The 17,477-nt window shown below is 56.1% G+C and carries 17 protein-coding genes; 2 read left to right on the forward strand and 15 right to left on the reverse strand.

The window, feature by feature from the left end:
• Positions 1-65: 65 nt before the first annotated feature.
• Together bsmA and yjfN are read left to right on the forward strand one after the other, a co-directional pair.
• Entirely contained in the window at positions 66-377 is a 312-nt protein-coding gene (gene bsmA / locus JO226_RS08705; RefSeq protein WP_293547436.1) for a biofilm peroxide resistance protein BsmA, read from the forward strand.
• A 138-nt stretch (positions 378-515) separates the two neighbouring features.
• Positions 516-776: a DUF1471 family protease activator YjfN gene (yjfN, locus tag JO226_RS08710; protein ID WP_293547439.1), complete on the forward strand. Its 261-nt coding sequence runs from the start codon at positions 516-518 to the stop codon at positions 774-776.
• A gap of 39 nt (positions 777-815) precedes the next feature.
• Here yjfN and JO226_RS08715 read toward each other — a convergent pair whose 3' ends face one another.
• The 15 genes from JO226_RS08715 to mutL all read right to left on the reverse strand — a co-directional run bounded on the left by JO226_RS08715 (position 816) and on the right by mutL (position 17,475).
• Positions 816-2,438 carry an isovaleryl-CoA dehydrogenase gene (locus tag JO226_RS08715; RefSeq protein WP_293547441.1) on the reverse strand — a complete coding sequence of 541 codons (1,623 nt, stop codon included), beginning with the start codon at positions 2,436-2,438 and terminating at the stop codon, positions 816-818.
• A gap of 135 nt (positions 2,439-2,573) precedes the next feature.
• Positions 2,574-3,305, reverse strand: a complete 732-nt coding sequence (rlmB, locus tag JO226_RS08720; RefSeq protein ID WP_293547444.1) for a 23S rRNA (guanosine(2251)-2'-O)-methyltransferase RlmB — start codon at positions 3,303-3,305, stop codon at positions 2,574-2,576.
• 75 nt (positions 3,306-3,380) lie between these two features.
• Positions 3,381-5,816 (reverse strand): ribonuclease R, encoded by a 2,436-nt coding sequence (gene rnr, locus JO226_RS08725; protein WP_293547447.1) that lies wholly within the window; start codon positions 5,814-5,816, stop codon positions 3,381-3,383.
• Positions 5,817-5,854: 38 nt separating this feature from the next.
• Entirely contained in the window at positions 5,855-6,280 is a 426-nt protein-coding gene (gene nsrR / locus JO226_RS08730) for a nitric oxide-sensing transcriptional repressor NsrR (RefSeq protein ID WP_293547449.1), read from the reverse strand.
• 148 nt (positions 6,281-6,428) lie between these two features.
• Positions 6,429-7,727, reverse strand: a complete 1,299-nt coding sequence (gene purA / locus JO226_RS08735; RefSeq protein WP_293547451.1) for an adenylosuccinate synthase — start codon at positions 7,725-7,727, stop codon at positions 6,429-6,431.
• A 102-nt stretch (positions 7,728-7,829) separates the two neighbouring features.
• Positions 7,830-8,027 (reverse strand): DUF2065 domain-containing protein, encoded by a 198-nt coding sequence (locus JO226_RS08740; protein WP_293547452.1) that lies wholly within the window; start codon positions 8,025-8,027, stop codon positions 7,830-7,832.
• A 4-nt stretch (positions 8,028-8,031) separates the two neighbouring features.
• A complete protein-coding gene (locus JO226_RS08745) occupies positions 8,032-8,592 on the reverse strand; it encodes a hypothetical protein (protein ID WP_293547454.1) in 561 nt (186 codons plus the stop codon).
• Positions 8,592-9,035: a hypothetical protein gene (locus JO226_RS08750; protein WP_293547456.1), complete on the reverse strand. Its 444-nt coding sequence runs from the start codon at positions 9,033-9,035 to the stop codon at positions 8,592-8,594. The genes JO226_RS08745 and JO226_RS08750 overlap by 1 nt, the downstream gene beginning before the upstream one ends.
• A gap of 153 nt (positions 9,036-9,188) precedes the next feature.
• The gene (locus JO226_RS08755; protein WP_293547458.1) at positions 9,189-10,391 is read right to left on the reverse strand and encodes a hypothetical protein; all 1,203 of its coding nucleotides are present in this window, start codon (positions 10,389-10,391) and stop codon (positions 9,189-9,191) included.
• Between the two features lie 18 nt (positions 10,392-10,409).
• The gene (gene hflC, locus JO226_RS08760; RefSeq protein WP_293547461.1) at positions 10,410-11,414 is read right to left on the reverse strand and encodes a protease modulator HflC; all 1,005 of its coding nucleotides are present in this window, start codon (positions 11,412-11,414) and stop codon (positions 10,410-10,412) included.
• 2 nt (positions 11,415-11,416) lie between these two features.
• Positions 11,417-12,682 carry an FtsH protease activity modulator HflK gene (gene hflK, locus JO226_RS08765; RefSeq protein ID WP_293547463.1) on the reverse strand — a complete coding sequence of 422 codons (1,266 nt, stop codon included), beginning with the start codon at positions 12,680-12,682 and terminating at the stop codon, positions 11,417-11,419.
• 204 nt (positions 12,683-12,886) lie between these two features.
• The gene (hflX, locus tag JO226_RS08770) at positions 12,887-14,167 is read right to left on the reverse strand and encodes a ribosome rescue GTPase HflX (RefSeq protein WP_013367940.1); all 1,281 of its coding nucleotides are present in this window, start codon (positions 14,165-14,167) and stop codon (positions 12,887-12,889) included.
• A 75-nt stretch (positions 14,168-14,242) separates the two neighbouring features.
• Positions 14,243-14,551: an RNA chaperone Hfq gene (hfq, locus tag JO226_RS08775; RefSeq protein WP_293547467.1), complete on the reverse strand. Its 309-nt coding sequence runs from the start codon at positions 14,549-14,551 to the stop codon at positions 14,243-14,245.
• A 109-nt stretch (positions 14,552-14,660) separates the two neighbouring features.
• Positions 14,661-15,611, reverse strand: coding sequence for a tRNA (adenosine(37)-N6)-dimethylallyltransferase MiaA (miaA, locus tag JO226_RS08780; RefSeq protein ID WP_293547470.1), 951 nt, complete (start codon positions 15,609-15,611; stop codon positions 14,661-14,663).
• Complete coding sequence (gene mutL / locus JO226_RS08785; RefSeq protein WP_293547473.1) at positions 15,604-17,475, reverse strand: DNA mismatch repair endonuclease MutL; 1,872 nt, start codon at positions 17,473-17,475, stop codon at positions 15,604-15,606. The genes miaA and mutL overlap by 8 nt, the downstream gene beginning before the upstream one ends.
• Positions 17,476-17,477: the final 2 nt, after the last annotated feature.

Genomic DNA, 17,477 nt, shown 5'->3' on the forward strand with positions numbered 1-17,477 from the left:
TGGGAACATTCCCCCTAAAGGCAAATTAATTAGTCACTACACTAATAAGTATCAGGAAACGGGATATGGCTATGCGACGGTTAGCGTCTTTATTACTGGTGGTATTACTGAGCGGGTGCAGCGTGCTTGAAGGTACACCCGAGGCACCGCCGCCGGTGACGAATCACCCGCAGGAAATCCGTCGCAACCAGACGGAAGGGCTGCAACGTATCGGTACCGTCAGCGCGATGGTATATGGCTCACCAATGGATGCCGAAAGCGCCATTAAAGAAAAAGTCGTCGCCGCAAAAGCCGACTACTACGTCATCATCATGATTGATGACAGCGTCGTTCCCGGGCAATGGTATTCACAAGCGATAATGTATCGTAAGCCTTAAAACGATCATTTATTCAACAGCTTTACATTGCTTTTCAGTCATTCACGTTTCCTGGTGCACAATGACGTTCTGCTGCTTTGAAAGGATGAACGTCTGCAATGGATTTGCCCTGGGTAACGTGAAATGGAGCTGACGACGATGAAAAATACCTTTGCCTTATCCCCTCTGATGGCCAACACCTCGGCGCAGTCTGCGGAATTCGCCAGTGCTGATTGCGTCACCGGACTTAATGAAATTGGTCAAATTTCCGTGAACAATATTGCCGGTAGCCAACAGGATGTTGAGCAGGCGATCGCCCAGAAAGCCGATGAGCAGGGTGCTTCCTGGTATCGCATTATTCAGATGTACGAAGACCAGCGCCCTGACAACTGGCGCGTACAGGCTATTCTTTACGCCTGACCGAACGGGCAGCCTATCCTGGCGCTGCCCGTCGCATGATTACCCGGCGCCGCCCGTGGCGCGAATCAGCACATCCTCCTGCACCTGCGGACTTATCAGCGAGCCGCCGCGTGTATCCAGCATCATCCGGCACCATGCCTGCGCCACCGGCGGCGACGCTTGTGTGAGCATTTGCGCGCCGCAGCCAAGCAGGTAAATCTGCCGGGCAATCTCTCGCCCTTCGGCCTCCAGCGGCTTACGCAGACGCTGCTGAAGCTGGCGCCACGCTCTGTCGAAATGTCGGTCCTGTCCTTTGACTTCACTGCACATTGCGTGAAGCAACTCCAGTGCGCCGGGCTGCCTGGTCAGAACGCGCAGCACATCAAGACACATGATGTTCCCGGAACCCTCCCAGATGCTGTTCACCGGCATTTCGCGGTACAGTCGCGGCAGCTCGTTATCTTCGCAATAACCGATACCGCCCAGCACCTCCATGGCTTCGGCCACGAACGGAATTCCGGCTTTGCACAGCGCAAATTTGGCCGCAGGGGTAAACAAGCGTGCCCACAAAGCGTCTTCGGCGGCGGCACGGCTATCCCACGCCCGGGCCAGACGGAACAGAAATGCGGTTTGCCCTTCCAGCTGGAGCGCCATGCGGCTTAGCACCTGGCGCATCAGCGGCTGATCGACCAGACTTTTGCCGAACACCTGCCGCTGGTGCGCGTGATACAGCGCCACGGACAAAGCGCGACGCATCAGGCCATGGCTGCCCAGCGCGCAGTCAAAACGGGTTAATCCGCCCATTTTGAGGATCTGCCGCACGCCTTCGCCCTCTTCTCCCACAAGCCAGCCTGTGGCATCGAAAAACTCCGCCTCGCTGCTGGCATTGGACCGGTTGCCCAGTTTGTCTTTAAGCCGCTCCAGACGCACCGCGTTGCGCTGCCCGTCAGGCAGAAAACGGGGGAGGAAGAAACAGGAGAGACCACCTTTAGCCTGCGCCAGCACCAGGTGCGCGTCGCTCTGCGGCACCGAGAAAAACCACTTATGCCCGACCAGCCGATACGTGCCGTCGCTCTGTTTCTCCGCGCGGGTGGTATTACTGAGTACGTCAGAGCCGCCCTGCTTTTCGGTCATCCCCATGCCGATCAGCAGCCCCCGCTTCTGGCCTCCCGGCGCCAGATGGGTGTCGTAACGATCGCTTCGCAGTGGCGCGCGCCAGTCGGCAAAGGCGGCGGGAAGGTGCGTCAGCAACAGCGGCGTGGCGGCAAAGGTCATGGTTATCGGGCACAACGTCCCCGCCTCCACCTGGGCATGCAGCACAAAGCGCGCCGCCCGCGCGACGAACGAACCCTCGCGGGCGTCCTCCTCCCAGGCAAGATTGTGCACCCGGTTTGCGCACAGCCCCTGCATCAGCAGATGCCAGGCAGGATGGAAACGCACGTCATCGATCCTCTCCCCGGACGGATCGTAGCGTAACAGCTCCGGCGGATTGGCGTTCGCCAACCGCCCCAGTTCAAGCGACTCGGCGGTGCCCAGTTGCTGACCGATGCTGGCCAGCAGATCGATATCCCACCCGGCGCCTTCGCGCGCGACGGCCTCGCGCAGGGCGCAGTCGGAAAGGAAAAGGTTGCTGTTATTCAGCGGAGCTGGCTGGTTGAAGACGGTATGAGTGTGCCAGTGCATGGGTGTCCCTCCTTCAATGGCGTTGCCACTAAGTATGGTCACCCGAACAGAACACCGCCCGCGAAAACGTCACAAAAACGCGCAGCCGCACGGTGGGGGGAAACGTCCGGCGACAGAACGCCGCCGGATGCGCAGTTAGCCGCGCTGGCGTACAGCCTCAAACAGGCAGATGCCGGTCGCGACGGAGACATTCAGCGACGAGACGCTGCCCGCCATCGGAATGCTGATCAGTTCGTCGCAGTGCTCACGAGTCAGGCGGCGCATGCCTTCGCCTTCCGCGCCCATCACCAGCGCCAGACGCCCCGTCATTTTGCTCTGATACAGGGTATGGTCGGCTTCACCGGCGGTGCCGACGATCCAGACATTTTCTTCCTGCAGCAGACGCATAGTGCGCGCCAGATTGGTCACGCGAATCAGCGGTACGTTCTCAGCGGCGCCGCAGGCCACTTTCTTCGCCGTGGCGTTGAGCTGAGCGGAACGATCTTTTGGTACGATAACCGCATGCACCCCGGCCGCATCGGCGCTACGCAGGCAGGCTCCCAGGTTATGAGGATCGGTGACACCGTCGAGGATCAGCAGGAACGGATTGTCAATCTGGGCGAGAAGATCGGGCAGATCGTTTTCCTGATACTGACGGCCTGGCTTCACGCGCGCAATAATCCCCTGATGCACCGCGCCTTCGCTTTTCTCATCGAGATACTGACGGCTTGCCACCTGGATAACCACGCCCTGCGCTTCTAACGCATGGATAAGCGGCAGCAGGCGCTTGTCTTCGCGGCCTTTCAGAATAAAAACTTCCTGAAAGCGCTCAGGGGCGCGTTCCAGCAGTGCCTGCACCGCGTGGATGCCGTAAATCATTTCACTCATGGGTGTACTCGTTATTCACTCTGTGATGTATTCCCCCTCCCCCTCTCCCTGAAGGGGTGAGAGGGAGGGGTCAAATTACCCGGCGACGTTTTTCTTCGCTGCGCGCTTCGCTTTGGTCGCCGCGGCGATTTTAAGCGTTTTTGCCGACGGCTTTTTGGCTTTTTTCTCTTTCTTCGCCTTAGCCTTGCCCTTTTCGCTGCGGAAGGCGCTATCCGGTTCGAAATTCACCTTTTTGCCTACCTGACGACGCGGTTTGCCCGCCGGTTTGCTGCCGCCGGTCTTCTTCGCTTTATCGCGGGCGGTTTTGCCCACGTTACGCGGGCCGCGCTCGCTGGAGATAAGCGCGAAGTCGATTTTACGCTCGTCCATGTTCACCGCCTCCACGCGAACTTCGACCCGGTCGCCAAGACGGTAGGTCTGGCCGCCCGATTCGCCAATCAGACGCTGACCGACCTGGTCGAAGCGGTAGTAATCGTTATCCAGGCTGGAAACGTGCACCAGACCGTCGATAAACAGGTCATCAAGACGCACGAAGAAGCCAAAGCCAGTGACGCTGGAGATAACGCCCGGGAACACGTTCCCGACCTGATCCTGCATAAAGTCGCACTTCAGCCAGTCCGCCACTTCGCGGGTCGCTTCATCGGCGCGGCGTTCGGTCATCGAACAATGCACGCCAAGCTGCAGCATCTCTTCCATGCTGTAGTGCCAGCCGCCGGTTTCGGTTGAATTGCCTTTATGCCCCTGCTCTTTCGCCAGCAGATATTTGATGCCGCGGTGCAGCGACAGATCCGGATAGCGGCGAATCGGCGAGGTAAAGTGAGCGTACGACTGCAGCGCCAGGCCGAAGTGACCGCGATTTTCCGGGTCGTACACCGCCTGCTTCATCGAGCGCAGCAGCATGGTTTGCAGCATCTCGTGATCCGGGCGATCGGCGATGGAGTCGAGCAGCTCAGCGTAATCACGCGGCTCCGGCTTGTTGCCGCCAGGCAGCTCCAGTCCCAGTTCGGACAGCACTGAGCGGAACGCGGTAATCGCTTCGGTGCTCGGTTTGTCGTGGATACGGAACAGCGCAGGCTCCTGCGCCTTCTCCATGAAACGCGCGGCGGAGATGTTGGCGAGGATCATGCACTCTTCAATCAGCTTGTGTGCATCGTTACGCTGCGTCTGCTCAATGCGCTCAATGCGGCGCTCGGCGTTGAAGATAAACTTCGCCTCTTCGCTTTCAAAGGAGATACCGCCACGCTCGGCGCGTGCGGCATCCAGCACTTTGTAAAGGTTGTGCAGCTCTTCAATATGTTTTACCAGCGGCGCATACTGCTCGCGCAGCTCCTGATCGCCCTGCAGCATATGCCACACTTTGGTGTAGGTCAGACGCGCATGGGAGCTCATCACCGCTTCATAGAATTTGTAACCGGTCAGACGCCCTTTAGAGGAGACGGTCATCTCACAGACCATGCACAGCCTGTCAACCTGCGGGTTCAGCGAACACAGACCGTTAGAGAGTACTTCCGGCAGCATCGGCACGACCTGGGAAGGGAAGTACACCGAGGTGCCGCGGTTGCGGGCCTCGGCGTCCAGCGGGGTCGGCGGACGAACGTAGTAGCTGACGTCGGCAATGGCCACCCACAGGCGCCAGCCGCCGCCGCGTTTTTTCTCGCAGAAGACCGCGTCGTCGAAGTCGCGCGCGTCTTCGCCATCAATGGTCACCAGCGGCAGGTCGCGCAGATCCACACGCCCGACTTTCGCCGCTTCCGGCACTTCTTCTTTCAGACCGACGACCTGTTTTTCCACCGCAGGCGGCCAGGTATAAGGGATCTCGTGGGTACGCAGCGCCATATCCACGGCCATGCCGGTCCCCATGTTGTCGCCAAGCACTTCGACGATTTTACCGATAGCCTTGGTGCGACGGGTCGGACGCTGGGTCAGCTCGACCACCACCACAAAGCCCATCCGCGCGCCCATGATTTCATCCGGCGGGATCAGGATATCAAAGCTCAGGCGGCTGTCGTCCGGCACCACAAAGCCCACACCAGCGTCGGTAAAGTAGCGGCCGACAATCTGGCTGGTTTTTGGCACCAGCACGCGCACTACGCGCGCTTCGCGGCGGCCTTTGCGATCGGCGCCCAGCGGCTGCGCCAGGATCTGATCGCCATGAATACACATTTTCATCTGCTCAGACGACAGGTACAGGTCGTCTTTTCGGCCTTCCACACGCAGGAAACCATAGCCGTCGCGATGGCCGATAACGGTCCCTTTCAGCAGGTCCAGACGTTCCGGCAGCGCATAGCACTGGCGACGGGTGAAGACCAGTTGCCCATCGCGCTCCATGGCGCGCAGACGACGGCGCAGCGCTTCTTGCTGTTCTTCGCCTTCAATCTTCAACTCAACGGCCAGCTCGTCACGGCTGACCGGTTTTTCACGTTTCGCAATATAATCGAGGATGAATTCCCGGCTCGGGATAGGATTCGCGTATTTTTCTGCTTCGCGTTCCTGGAAAGGATCTTGTGACATGTCGGTTCCTCCGTTGTCAGCTCCAGTGGCGTGATGGCTCACTCCACCAGCAATAATTTATACAGCGGTTGATTCTTTTCAACCAAATCGGCCAGTGTGTAGTTATCCAGTTCCTTGAGAAAACTTTGCACGGCGTTTGAAAGCGCCTGTTTCAGACGACAGGCTGGCGTAATATGACAAAACTCGCTGCTGCAGTTAACCAGCGACAGCGGCTCAAGCTCGCGGACGACATCGCCAATACGGATGCTTTCCGCCGGTTTGCCCAGACGAATGCCGCCGTTTTTTCCCCTCACCGCAGTCACATAGCCAACACGACTTAATTGATTGATTATTTTGACCATGTGATTACGAGAAACGCCGTAGACCTCCGTCACTTCAGAGATACTGGTCATGCGGCCCTCCGGTAACGACGCCATATAGATTAGCGCGCGCAATCCGTAATCGGTAAAACTTGTTAACTGCACATCAACCTCAGGGAAAAGAAAAAACAGGGTATGTCGACAGACGTAATTACTATTGATGATAAACCAGCCAGATAGTTAGCGGCTAATTTATTTGAGCGGGGAAGGCAAAAACAGGAATAAAGGGCGCCAGGCGGCGCCCTTCGGATGATTATGCGTCAAACGGGTCGCGCAGGATCATCGTTTCAGTACGGTCCGGACCGGTAGAAATAATATCAATCGGCACGCCCGTCAGTTCTTCAATACGCTGGATGTAGTCCAGCGCTGCCTGCGGCAGGCCGCTACGATCTTTCACGCCGAAGGTGGATTCAGACCAGCCCGGCATGGTTTCGTAAATCGCTTCAATACCTTCCCAGTCGTCGGCAGCCAGCGGCGTGGTGGTCACTTCGCGGCCATCCGGCATACGGTAACCGACGCAGATTTTCACTTCTTTCAGACCATCCAGCACGTCCAGCTTGGTCAGGCAGAAACCGGACAGGGAGTTGATCTGTACCGCACGGCGCACGGCAACGGAATCCAGCCAGCCGGTACGGCGACGACGACCGGTGGTCGCGCCATATTCGTTACCCTGCTTGCACAGGAATTCGCCGGTTTCGTCGAACAGTTCTGTCGGGAACGGACCTGCGCCCACGCGGGTAGAGTAGGCTTTAATGATACCGAGCACGTAGTCAACGTAACGCGGACCGAGGCCAGAACCGGTTGCAACGCCACCCGCGGTGGTGTTGGAAGAGGTCACGTACGGATAGGTACCGTGGTCGATATCCAGCAGCGTACCCTGCGCGCCTTCGAACATCACGAAGTCGCCGCGTTTACGCGCCTGATCCAGCAGGTCGGAAACGTCAACCACCATCGCGGTCAGGACGTCGGCTACCGCCATCACATCGTCCAGCACTTTCTGGTAGTCAACCGCATCGGCCTTGTAGAAGTTCACCAGCTGGAAGTTGTGATATTCCATCACTTCTTTCAGCTTGTCAGCGAAGGTCGCTTTGTCGAACAGATCGCCGACGCGCAGACCGCGACGCGCAACTTTATCTTCATAAGCAGGCCCGATACCACGACCGGTGGTGCCAATTGCCTTCGCGCCGCGCGCTTTTTCACGCGCGTTATCCAGAGCGACATGATAGTCGAGGATCAGCGGACAAGCTTCAGAGAGCAGCAGACGTTCGCGAACCGGGATACCACGGTCTTCCAGTTCTTTCATCTCTTTCATCAGCGCTGCCGGAGACAGCACAACGCCGTTACCGATGATGCTGGTCACGTTATCGCGAAGAATGCCTGATGGAATAAGATGGAGGACGGTTTTTTCACCGTTGATTACGAGAGTATGGCCTGCGTTGTGACCGCCCTGGTAGCGTACAACATATTTAGCCCGTTCAGTCAGGAGATCGACGATCTTCCCTTTACCTTCGTCACCCCATTGGGTGCCCAGTACGACGACGTTGTTACCCATTTTTCAAAATCACCGTTTGCTTAAAAATGGATTCTACCATCGCTTTTTCAGAGTTACAGCACTTTTTGCACTCAAAAATAAGCAAATCAGTTCGCTTTTTGATCAGCCAATCGTTTTCCTCAACATGTAGTAGATGACGATACCTGCAACCACAAGACCACCGCCGAAGCGACGTAAAAGATTATCGGGTAACTGGGAGAGCGAAGCGACCATGCGTCGCCACGCCTGGGGATACAGCATGGGACCAAGACCTTCCAGAACTAAAACCAGCGCAAGCGCCAGCCAGATAGTTGAATTCAAAATATTATACCTTCGGTTTCCAGCTCAGGCCCTGCGCTTTAACAACGCTTAGCCCCGCGATTTTTTCCTGAATAATCTTCCACAACGAATGCTTACGATAATGTGTCTTATATAATGACTGCAACCACTGTTGAGAGTTCATGAAACCGCCTGATGATTCCAGCCCGGAGCAATAATCAATAGCTTTTTGGGCATCATCCGCAGCCCAGGCATAGCACGCACTACCGCCACGATGGATGGGGTATTCCGCCAGGCGACGTCGAAGCACCACAGCGGCCTGCGCGTAACCTTGCTTATAAAGCGTTGAAGAAAGCGTTCGCCAAAAGGACCCCGTCATGCTATCCGGCAGGCGGATACTTTCTGCCACAGGTCCCGTGCCGTTGATAACGTCACTCAGCAGTATGTAGTTCTGGATATCCGCCAAAAACCGAATCCCATCCTCATTATCGACTCTACCAGCAAAACGCAAAAACAACGGAAGGTCACGCTGCTCATCCCCTCCCGCTTTAAGATAAAGGCGCCAGAAATGCACGCTGGCCGACGAGTACCTGTGCAGCATGGACATCACGGATACACAACAAAAGCGTTATTGCGTTCCCCCGCGCGTTGAAACTGCGTGGACAGCGCGCGCAATACGTCATGGCCTAATGTTTCCTGCCATTCACAGAGTTCCCAGATATCAAACCATTCATATCCCTTCGCAACATCCTCAGGGGATCGTTCCTTTTGTGCAGAGATCGCCTGGATCCAGAGAGCAAACACCGTCGAGCAATAATCTTCCCAGCGGTCGCTGGAGGGATATACCAGCTCAGACAGACCGCCAACATCCAACAGTAAATCCGCCGCCAGCGACGCCACTCCCGTCGGTTGCACATGCGCAATTTGCGACAGTGGGTGGACGATGGTCTGCATCAGCGTGTCTAAATAAATGTCGGCTTCGTGGTATGAATAATAATACCCGTCTTGCGTATACCGCGTATATTCGCGGCGGAGCTGCCGAAGTAGCATATCGGACTCGGTCAGCCACCCCTTAATCACCCACTGCGCAATAGCGTCGTCATCACGAATAACCTGCTGAACAATATCAAGCAGCGCTTTTTTATCCAGTTGTCTAAGCTGTTGTTGCTGTTTTTTTTGTAAGCGCCATCTGCAAGCCCTGATTTAAGAATACAAATCGTCAAACATTTGTTCAATAAAGAGTTCAGACAGCTCATCCACATGACGGCGGTGCGTTTTCAAATACTGCTGAACACTTTTCACTGACGAAAGATGGGCTATCATATTTTCTTCGACTTCCGTCATTTCGCGCAGTTTAGTACGGCGACTGTCCAGTTTCTTTTCTATCGATTTCGATGTTCGACCCGAAAACTGTGACCAGATCAATCCCTCAATAGAGCTTTCGTCATACCAGAGCGACTCATATTCTGCTTTCAACGCAGAAAGACGCTGCTTCAGCAATTGATTAATGACGGGAATTTCATCGTCAGAAAAATCAGCATTCCCATCGATGTGCTGCTGATACATTTCGAAAATCGTCCAGACATCATGATCCTTTCTCGCCTGCGTTAGCTGGACCATTAAGTCATGTTTTTCCTTTCTCGACGCCTCATTCATTTCTTTATCGGGATGAAGCGCAGAAGCGAGGCGCTTGTACATCGTTTTGATAACACTGTCACTAAACAGACTGTCCAGCTTCTTATGCTGCGCCTGGCGTTGCTCATCGTCAGGCGAGAAATCAAAATCATCGGCAAAAAGATCGTCATCATCAGACGCCTGCTCCTGCTGTTGCTTCGCCTGAATCACTTCTTCCATCTTTTGCGGATCCCGAAAGATCTCAAGCAATTCCTCGTCACTAAAGCCTTCGCCTTCCGGCCGATCGCCATTGATGTATTCACGGAGGGAATCAATCTCATCCAGCTCTGAAGTAACAGAAAGCTGTGCGCAAAGACACAGGGCTTTGGTTAATAACGCAGAAATATCAACATGGTTGGTAAAAGGATGATGTCGAAGAACATCAACGTTATCTTCGATAAAGAAAATAAGGTGGTCTCTCTGTGTACGGGAGAGTGATTTACGTGATGCCAGTTCACATAAGCGAAGCGTGTTATTATAAAGAAGCTGAATAAACTGCTGTTCTGCGGGTAAAAGCTCTTGTTGAAAGCGGGAGTAAGTCTCAATTCGCTGTTGTTGTAATTTTGCAATTAGCCCTTGTTGTTTGCGAATACTCTCGCAATATGTCATAAGCTGCTGACGCGCAGCGGAGGTCCGCTTTTTACTGGCGCTGTTTTTCCTGACAATCCCCTTTTCTGCCATGTCATCTTCCCCTAAAAAAATAGCTCCGGCCAATCTGGCTGGAGCTATCATATCAGACTCACACGTTGGTTATTTTAACGTGCTGCCCGGCGTCTTCATATAACGGAAGAAGTCGCTGTCCGGGCTGAGAATCATGATGTCCTGGTTGCTATCGAAGCTGTTCTCGTAAGCGCGCAGACTACGGATAAAGGCGTAAAAATCCGGATCCTGACTGAACGCGTCGGCAAACAGTTTCGCGGCTTCCGCATCGCCTTCACCGCGCATGATGCGGCCCTGGCGCTCGGCTTCCGCCAGCGTTTTGGTCACCTCATAGTCCGCGGCCGCACGCAGCTTCTCTGCCTCTTCCTGACCCTGAGAACGGTGACGACGCGCTACCGCTTCACGCTCGGCGCGCATACGGTTGTAGATAGCGTCGGATACCTCTGCTGGCAGGTTAATCTGCTTGATGCGCACGTCGACCACTTCGATACCCAGCGCCGCCATACTGTTCGGGTTAATGGCTGGCGCTTTACCGTTGGTTTCCGTCTGCACGCGCTCGGCGGCTTTGGCGATCTCCTGATCCGCCGCTGGCGTTGCAACTTCGTCGTCGGTACCCGCAGAACCGGAGTTCAGCGCGTCGCGAACTTCAATCGTCAGGCGACCACGGGAGTCGGTGACGATGTCTTTGACGTCCAGACGACCAATTTCAGAACGCAGACGGTCAGAGAACTTACGCTTCAGCAATACCTCCGCCTGGGAGACGTCGCCGCCGCCGGTGGCCAGATAGTAACGGCTGAAATCGCTGATGCGCCACTTGATGTACGAGTCGACGATCAGGTCTTTCTTCTCTTTGGTCACGAAACGATCGGCCTGGTTATCCATGGTCTGAATACGCGCATCCAGCGTTTTCACCGACTCAAGGAACGGCAGCTTAAAGTGCAGACCCGGCTCGTAAACCAGTGGTTTGTTATCGCTATCACGGACAACTTTGCCAAAACGCAGGGTAATGCCGCGCTCGCCCTCTTTTACCACAAAAACAGAGGTATAGAGCCCAACCAGAACGATGATGATAATCGCAATAACTGACTTACGCATCGTTATTCCCCCTGACGCTGGTAGTCGTTACGCTGCGCGTTCGCGCGGCGTTGGTCCATGATGTCACCATCGCTTGAAGAAGACGTGGTCGTGGCGCTGGCGCTGCTGCTCGTTGACGAAGGCGGCAGGCGCAGCAGGTTGTTCGCCCCGCTGGTGCTCTTCGCCGCAGGCGCACTACCGCCCTTGAGCAGTTGGTCAAGCGGCAGAACCATCAGGTTGCCACCTTTGCTGTCGTTTACCAGCACCTTACGGGTATGGCTCAGCACTTTCTCCATAGTCTCGATATACAGACGCTCGCGGGTGATCTGCGGCGCGGCTTTATATTCCGGCAGGATCTTCACAAAACGAGCCACCTCACCCTGTGCTTCCAGGATAGTCTGGGTCTTATACGCACGCGCTTCTTCCAGAATACGCTGCGCCTGACCGTTCGCACGCGGCTGTACTTCGTTGGTATAGGCTTCCGCCTCACGGATATACTGCTGCTCGTTCTCACGGGCGGCAATCGCGTCGTCAAACGCGGCTTTCACCTCTTCCGGCGGACGAGCAGCCTGGAAGTTGACGTCAAGCAGGGTGATACCCATGTTGTACGGACGAATGGTCTCTTCCAGCTCACGCTGGGTATCGCTACGAATAACGGTACGACCTTCCGTCAGAATGCGATCCATGGTGTATTTGCCGATAACGCCGCGCAGCGCGCTGTCGGTCGCCTGGCGCAGGCTGTCGTCGGCGCTGGTAACGCTAAACAGGTAGCGCTGCGGATCGGTCACACGGTACTGCACGTTCATCTCAACGCGCACGACGTTTTCATCGGAGGTCAGCATCACGCCGGATGCCGCCAACTCGCGTACAGCTTCCACGTTCACCGGCGTCACGTCGTCGATAAACGTCGGCTTCCAGTTCAGGCCTGGCTCAACCAGATGGCTGAACTTGCCAAAACGGGTCACGACGCCGCGTTCCGCTTCCTTAATGGTGTAGAATCCGCTCGCGGCCCAGATGATGACCACGGCTGCAGCCACGATGCCGACGATGCGTCCGCCCATCGGGCCGCGCGGCCCCTGAGACGAATTGCCGCCGCCGAGGCCGCCTTTACCGCCGCCGCCGAAACCGCCGAGCTTTTTGCTCAACTTGCGGAAGATATCATCCAGATCGGGCGGCCCCTGATCGCGACCACCTTTGTTTCCATTCCCCCCAGAGTTGCCGCCTTGATTATTGCTGCTTCCCCACGGGTCGCGGTCTTGTCCGTTATTACCGGGCTGGTTCCACGCCATGTATATGCTCCATATTTGTTATGCGGTGTATACCCGTCATACTTCGCGCTACAGGTGCGTTGGCTGCACTCCCTCACCCCACTCACTTACTAAAGTAAGCTCCTGGGGATTCACTCCCTTGCCGCCTTCCTGTAACCCGAATTATCTAGGGTATATGGCTTTATTGCCGGGTATAAATGCAAATAATCTTCAGGCTACCGTCTGTCAGACCACGTAGTCCGTCAGTGCAGGTTCTTGTTTACAGAGTCGACGCCAGTCTACTATCGGCATGCGCACCTCCAGGCCGACACTGCCGTCATCCTCCATCCACTCTTTTTCTATCGCCTGAAGCTGATAAAACCGGCTTCTCAGACGCCCTTCCTGCGGTGGCAGACGTAGCGTATGCTGCGCCACCTCACCGGAAAGACGTTCCGTTAAAGCCTGGAAAAGCAGTGGCACACCCACCCCGGTCTGGGCAGACAGCCAGACCCGGACGGGTTTATTTTCATCATCCCTGTCGATACGCGGTTCGAAATCGTCCAGCATATCGATTTTGTTCATCACCAACAGGGTCGGGATCTCGTTGGCCTCGATCTCATCGAGAACAACATTAACCGCATCAATATTTTCCTGCAGGCGCACGTCAGCGGCATCAATCACATGCAGCAGCAACGTCGCCTGACGGGTCTCCTGCAGCGTCGCTTTAAACGCCGCGACCAGGTCATGCGGCAGGTGGCGAATAAACCCTACGGTATCCGCCAGCACGGTCTCGCCGACGTCGGCGACATCAATGCGGCGCAGGGTAGGATCCAGCGTGGCGAACAGCTGATCCGCCGCATACACCTGCGCTTCGGTAATCTGGTTAAACAGCGTCGATTTCCCGGCGTTGGTGTACCCCACCAGCGACACGGTGGGGATATCCGCTTTGGTTCGGGAGCGCCGTCCCTGCTCTCGCTGCTTCTCCACCTTCTCCAGTCGGGAGAGGATCTGGGAGATGCGGTTACGCAGTAAACGACGGTCTGTTTCAAGCTGGGTTTCACCCGGGCCGCGCAGGCCGATCCCGCCCTTTTGTCGTTCAAGGTGGGTCCAGCCGCGCACCAGGCGCGTCGCCAGATGGCGCAACTGCGCCAGCTCAACCTGCAGCTTACCTTCGTGGGTACGCGCACGTTGGGCGAAAATATCTAAAATAAGACCGGTTCGGTCGATAACCCGGCACTCGCACAAACGCTCCAGGTTACGTTCCTGGGCCGGGCTCAATGCATGGTCGAACAAAACAACGGAGGCGCCCGTCGCTTTAACGGCTTCCGCAATTTCGACAGCCTTACCTTCACCAACAAAATACTTCGGGTGCGGTGCTTTACGGCTACCGGTAATCACCTGCATTGCTTCGACACCGGCGGAAGAGACCAGAGATTCAAACTCCTGGAGATCTTCCATATCTTTGTCTTGCGAAAAATAGATGTGTACCAGTACCGCCTGCTCACCGGCGTCATAACGGTCAAACAAGCGTAAACCCTCATAAAATACCAGCGGGGAACGCAGAAACCCTGGCTCCCCGACATGGAAAAACAGCCATTAACCTTATTCGGTTTCTTCGCTGTCTTGTTGCGGCGCAGAAGAGCCTTGCGCGTTGCTACCGTGGTGGTAGTTGCTGGAAGTACCGCCCGCGTTGTTGCTGTGATGAGAAACCGGACGAGACGGAACAACCGTAGAAATTGCGTGCTTGTAGACCATCTGGCTGACCGTGTTTTTCAACAGGATCACGAACTGATCGAAAGACTCAATTTGTCCTTGCAGCTTAATACCATTCACCAAATAAATAGAAACCGGAACACGTTCCCGACGCAGAGCGTTCAGAAACGGATCTTGTAAAGATTGCCCCTTAGCCATTCTCTCTTTTCCTTATATGCTTGTTTTACCCACCGTTTTACGGGCCGGGCTTGTACTTAGAACCTTGCGATTCTGAAAATTGCGCACGGTACGACTTAATTTTACACATTCAGTCATGACCCGCACCAACAACCTTTAGTACTTCGTTGAACGCCTGTTCAGGTTTTTCGCTGTCTAACCAGTGAACACCTTCCCAACCGCGCAACCAGGTTACCTGGCGCTTAGCCAACTGTCTCGTGGCGCAAATACCTCTATAAACCATTTCATCATATGAGATTTCACCTTCAAGGTATGACCACATCTGGCGGTATCCCACACAACGAACGGAAGGCATATCCGTATGCAAATCTCCACGGGCAAAAAGCGCCCGCACTTCTGCTTCAAAACCTGAAGCCAACATCTGATGAAAACGCTGCTCAATGCGTTGATGGAGCAGTTCACGGCTCGCCGGGGCGATGGCGAACTGATGCACCTGGTACGGTAGAGCGTCTCCTGACGTTTGCGTCAGTTCCGTTAAAGTTTTACCCGAAATGAAAAAAACTTCCAGTGCCCGGGAAAGCCTTTGCGGATCATTTGGATGAATACGCGCCGCCGCAACAGGATCTATCTCCTGGAGCTGCTGGTGAAGCGCATTCCACCCACGCTCTGCCGCCTCTCTTTCAATCCGTGCTCTGACAGCGGGATCTGCCGACGGCAATGGCGACAATCCCTCAAGCAACGCCTTGAAATACAACATTGTTCCGCCGACCAGCAACGGGATGCGTCCCGCTGCGACGATGTCGGCCATATGTGCCAACGCATCGCGGCGAAAATCCGCCGCCGAATAGGCCAGCGCCGGATCGAGAATGTCCAGTAACTGGTGCGGAGCGGCGTTAAGTTCCTCCGCGCCCGGCTTGGCCGTTCCGATATCCATTCCTCGATAGATGAGGGCGGAATCGACGCTAATCAACTCTACGGGCAAAACTTTACGCAGCTCAATCGCCAGTGCCGTCTTGCCGGAGGCCGTCGGCCCCATTAAAAATATTGCCTTAGGCAGGCTCGCCTCTGTTACATCACTCATCTTTCAGGGCGTTCATCGCCGAATGTAAATCAACAGGTTGCAACAGACCACCCGGTGGCGCCTTCACCAGGTGCGGACACAAACGTTCAACGTCGGTCAGCATGGCGATAGCCTGCGCCATATTCCACTGCGCATGGTCGCTTGCCAAATTTCGTGCCAACCATTGCGCCAGCGTTCCGGCATCGCAGGTAGATTGCTGCGCCAGGTAGCCTATCAGTTCAGGAATCAAGATTTGTAAATTTTGTTGTCTTAAGGGTAAAGGCACCGCCCTTACCGTCACATGCTGCGCATCAGATTGTATTTCAACGCCAATTTTCGCTAACACCGCTTGCGCCTGTTGCAGCGCGGCCAGCTCCCCAGGGCTGACCTTAAGACGCAACGGGATCAGCAACGGCTGGGCGCAGATGTCGGTGCGCTCCGGGGAGAGCTGCGCCTGGCGCAGCCAGCGCTCCGCCACCGACAGAGCCAGCACGCTGAGCCTGCCGTCACGCTCCAGCAGCGCGCAATCGCCGCCGACGATAGTCAGTACCCGGCCAAAGCTGCTGCTGTGCCCGGCCAGGCGCTCTTCAGCGGGCTCCGCCGCCGGGGTTTTACGCCCAGCCTCCGGCGTTTCCAACAGCTGCCGATACAGCGCCCCCTGCTGCTTTTGGTATTCAGGTTGGGCGTTCGGCCAGGCGGATGCGCCGCTGCTGCGAACGCTCCCTCCGGCAGGAGCAGGCGCCGTATAGCGCGGCGCTGACGCCTCGCGGGCCACAGCGGGTTCAGCAAACTGATTGCGTCCGGCGGCCACGCGGTTCTCCGGCATATAGCGCGGGAGGCGGCCCTCATCGTCATGCTCGCGCGCCAGCGGTAGCGTCGCGTCAACCTGCTGCTGCAAAACGCTCAGCACGCCCTGATAGATAAAATCATGCACCAGGCGGGACTGGTGAAAACGCACCTCGTGCTTCGCCGGATGTACGTTAACGTCCACCTGATGCGGATCGATCTCCAGATACAGGACAAAGGCGGGCTGCTCACCCGCGCCCAGCTTATCTTCGCAGGCCTGGCGAATAGCGTGGTTAATTAACCGATCGCGCATCATCCGCCCGTTAACATAGCAGTACTGGATTTCAGCCAGCTGCGCCGTGGTGTGTTTGGGGTCGGCAACCCAGCCACGCAGCGCCAAATCGCCGTGCTGCCACTCGATCGCCAGCGCATGTTCGACAAACGGCACGCCGCAGATAGCCCCCAGACGGCGCTCTTTCTGTCCGCCCTCGGCTACAGCGCGATACTGACGCACCGCCTTGCCGTTATGGTTGAGGTTGATAGTGACATCGAAGCGCGCCAGCGCGATGCGGCGCACCACTTCATCAATGTGGGTAAATTCGGTCTTCTCGGTACGCATGAACTTGCGCCGCGCTGGCGTGTTGTAAAACAGATCCAGCACTTCGAGTGTGGTTCCGACCGGATGCGCGGCGGGCTTGACCGTCACGTCCATGTCTCGCCCTTCCGCATAGGCCTGCCAGGCCTCCGGCTGTTCTGCCGTGCGTGAGGTCAGAGTCAAACGGGAGACGGAGCTGATACTGGCCAGCGCTTCGCCGCGAAAGCCAAGGCTGATGATAGCCTCCAGATCGTCAAGCGAGGCAATCTTGCTGGTGGCGTGGCGAGCCAGCGCCAGCGCCAGCTCTTCCTGACGGATGCCGCAGCCGTTATCACGAATGCGAATCAGCTTAGCGCCGCCGCGTTCGATATCAATATCAATCCGCGTGGCGCCCGCATCCAGGCTGTTTTCCACCAGCTCTTTGACTACCGACGCAGGTCGCTCTACCACTTCGCCAGCGGCAATCTGGTTCGCGAGCTGTGGCGGTAAGACCTGAATCGGCATAC

Source organism: Pluralibacter sp. (assembly GCF_019237635.1).
Lineage (GTDB): Bacteria > Pseudomonadota > Gammaproteobacteria > Enterobacterales > Enterobacteriaceae > Enterobacter_B.

Bases quoted from the DNA above. Each gene is read 5' to 3' on its own strand.
- hfq (WP_293547467.1), bottom strand. From the start codon at position 14,551: ATGGCTAAGGGGCAATCTTTACAAGATCCGTTTCTGAACGCTCTGCGT.
- JO226_RS08715 (WP_293547441.1), bottom strand. From the start codon at position 2,438: ATGCACTGGCACACTCATACCGTCTTCAACCAGCCAGCTCCGCTGAAT.
- JO226_RS08750 (WP_293547456.1), bottom strand. From the start codon at position 9,035: ATGCTACTTCGGCAGCTCCGCCGCGAATATACGCGGTATACGCAAGAC.
- mutL (WP_293547473.1), bottom strand. From the start codon at position 17,475: ATGCCGATTCAGGTCTTACCGCCACAGCTCGCGAACCAGATTGCCGCT.
- hflK (WP_293547463.1), bottom strand. From the start codon at position 12,682: ATGGCGTGGAACCAGCCCGGTAATAACGGACAAGACCGCGACCCGTGG.
- JO226_RS08755 (WP_293547458.1), bottom strand. From the start codon at position 10,391: ATGATAGCTCCAGCCAGATTGGCCGGAGCTATTTTTTTAGGGGAAGAT.
- hflC (WP_293547461.1), bottom strand. From the start codon at position 11,414: ATGCGTAAGTCAGTTATTGCGATTATCATCATCGTTCTGGTTGGGCTC.
- JO226_RS08745 (WP_293547454.1), bottom strand. From the start codon at position 8,592: ATGTCCATGCTGCACAGGTACTCGTCGGCCAGCGTGCATTTCTGGCGC.
- yjfN (WP_293547439.1), top strand. From the start codon at position 516: ATGAAAAATACCTTTGCCTTATCCCCTCTGATGGCCAACACCTCGGCG.
- purA (WP_293547451.1), bottom strand. From the start codon at position 7,727: ATGGGTAACAACGTCGTCGTACTGGGCACCCAATGGGGTGACGAAGGT.
- rlmB (WP_293547444.1), bottom strand. From the start codon at position 3,305: ATGAGTGAAATGATTTACGGCATCCACGCGGTGCAGGCACTGCTGGAA.
- bsmA (WP_293547436.1), top strand. From the start codon at position 66: ATGGCTATGCGACGGTTAGCGTCTTTATTACTGGTGGTATTACTGAGC.
- miaA (WP_293547470.1), bottom strand. From the start codon at position 15,611: ATGAGTGATGTAACAGAGGCGAGCCTGCCTAAGGCAATATTTTTAATG.
- rnr (WP_293547447.1), bottom strand. From the start codon at position 5,816: ATGTCACAAGATCCTTTCCAGGAACGCGAAGCAGAAAAATACGCGAAT.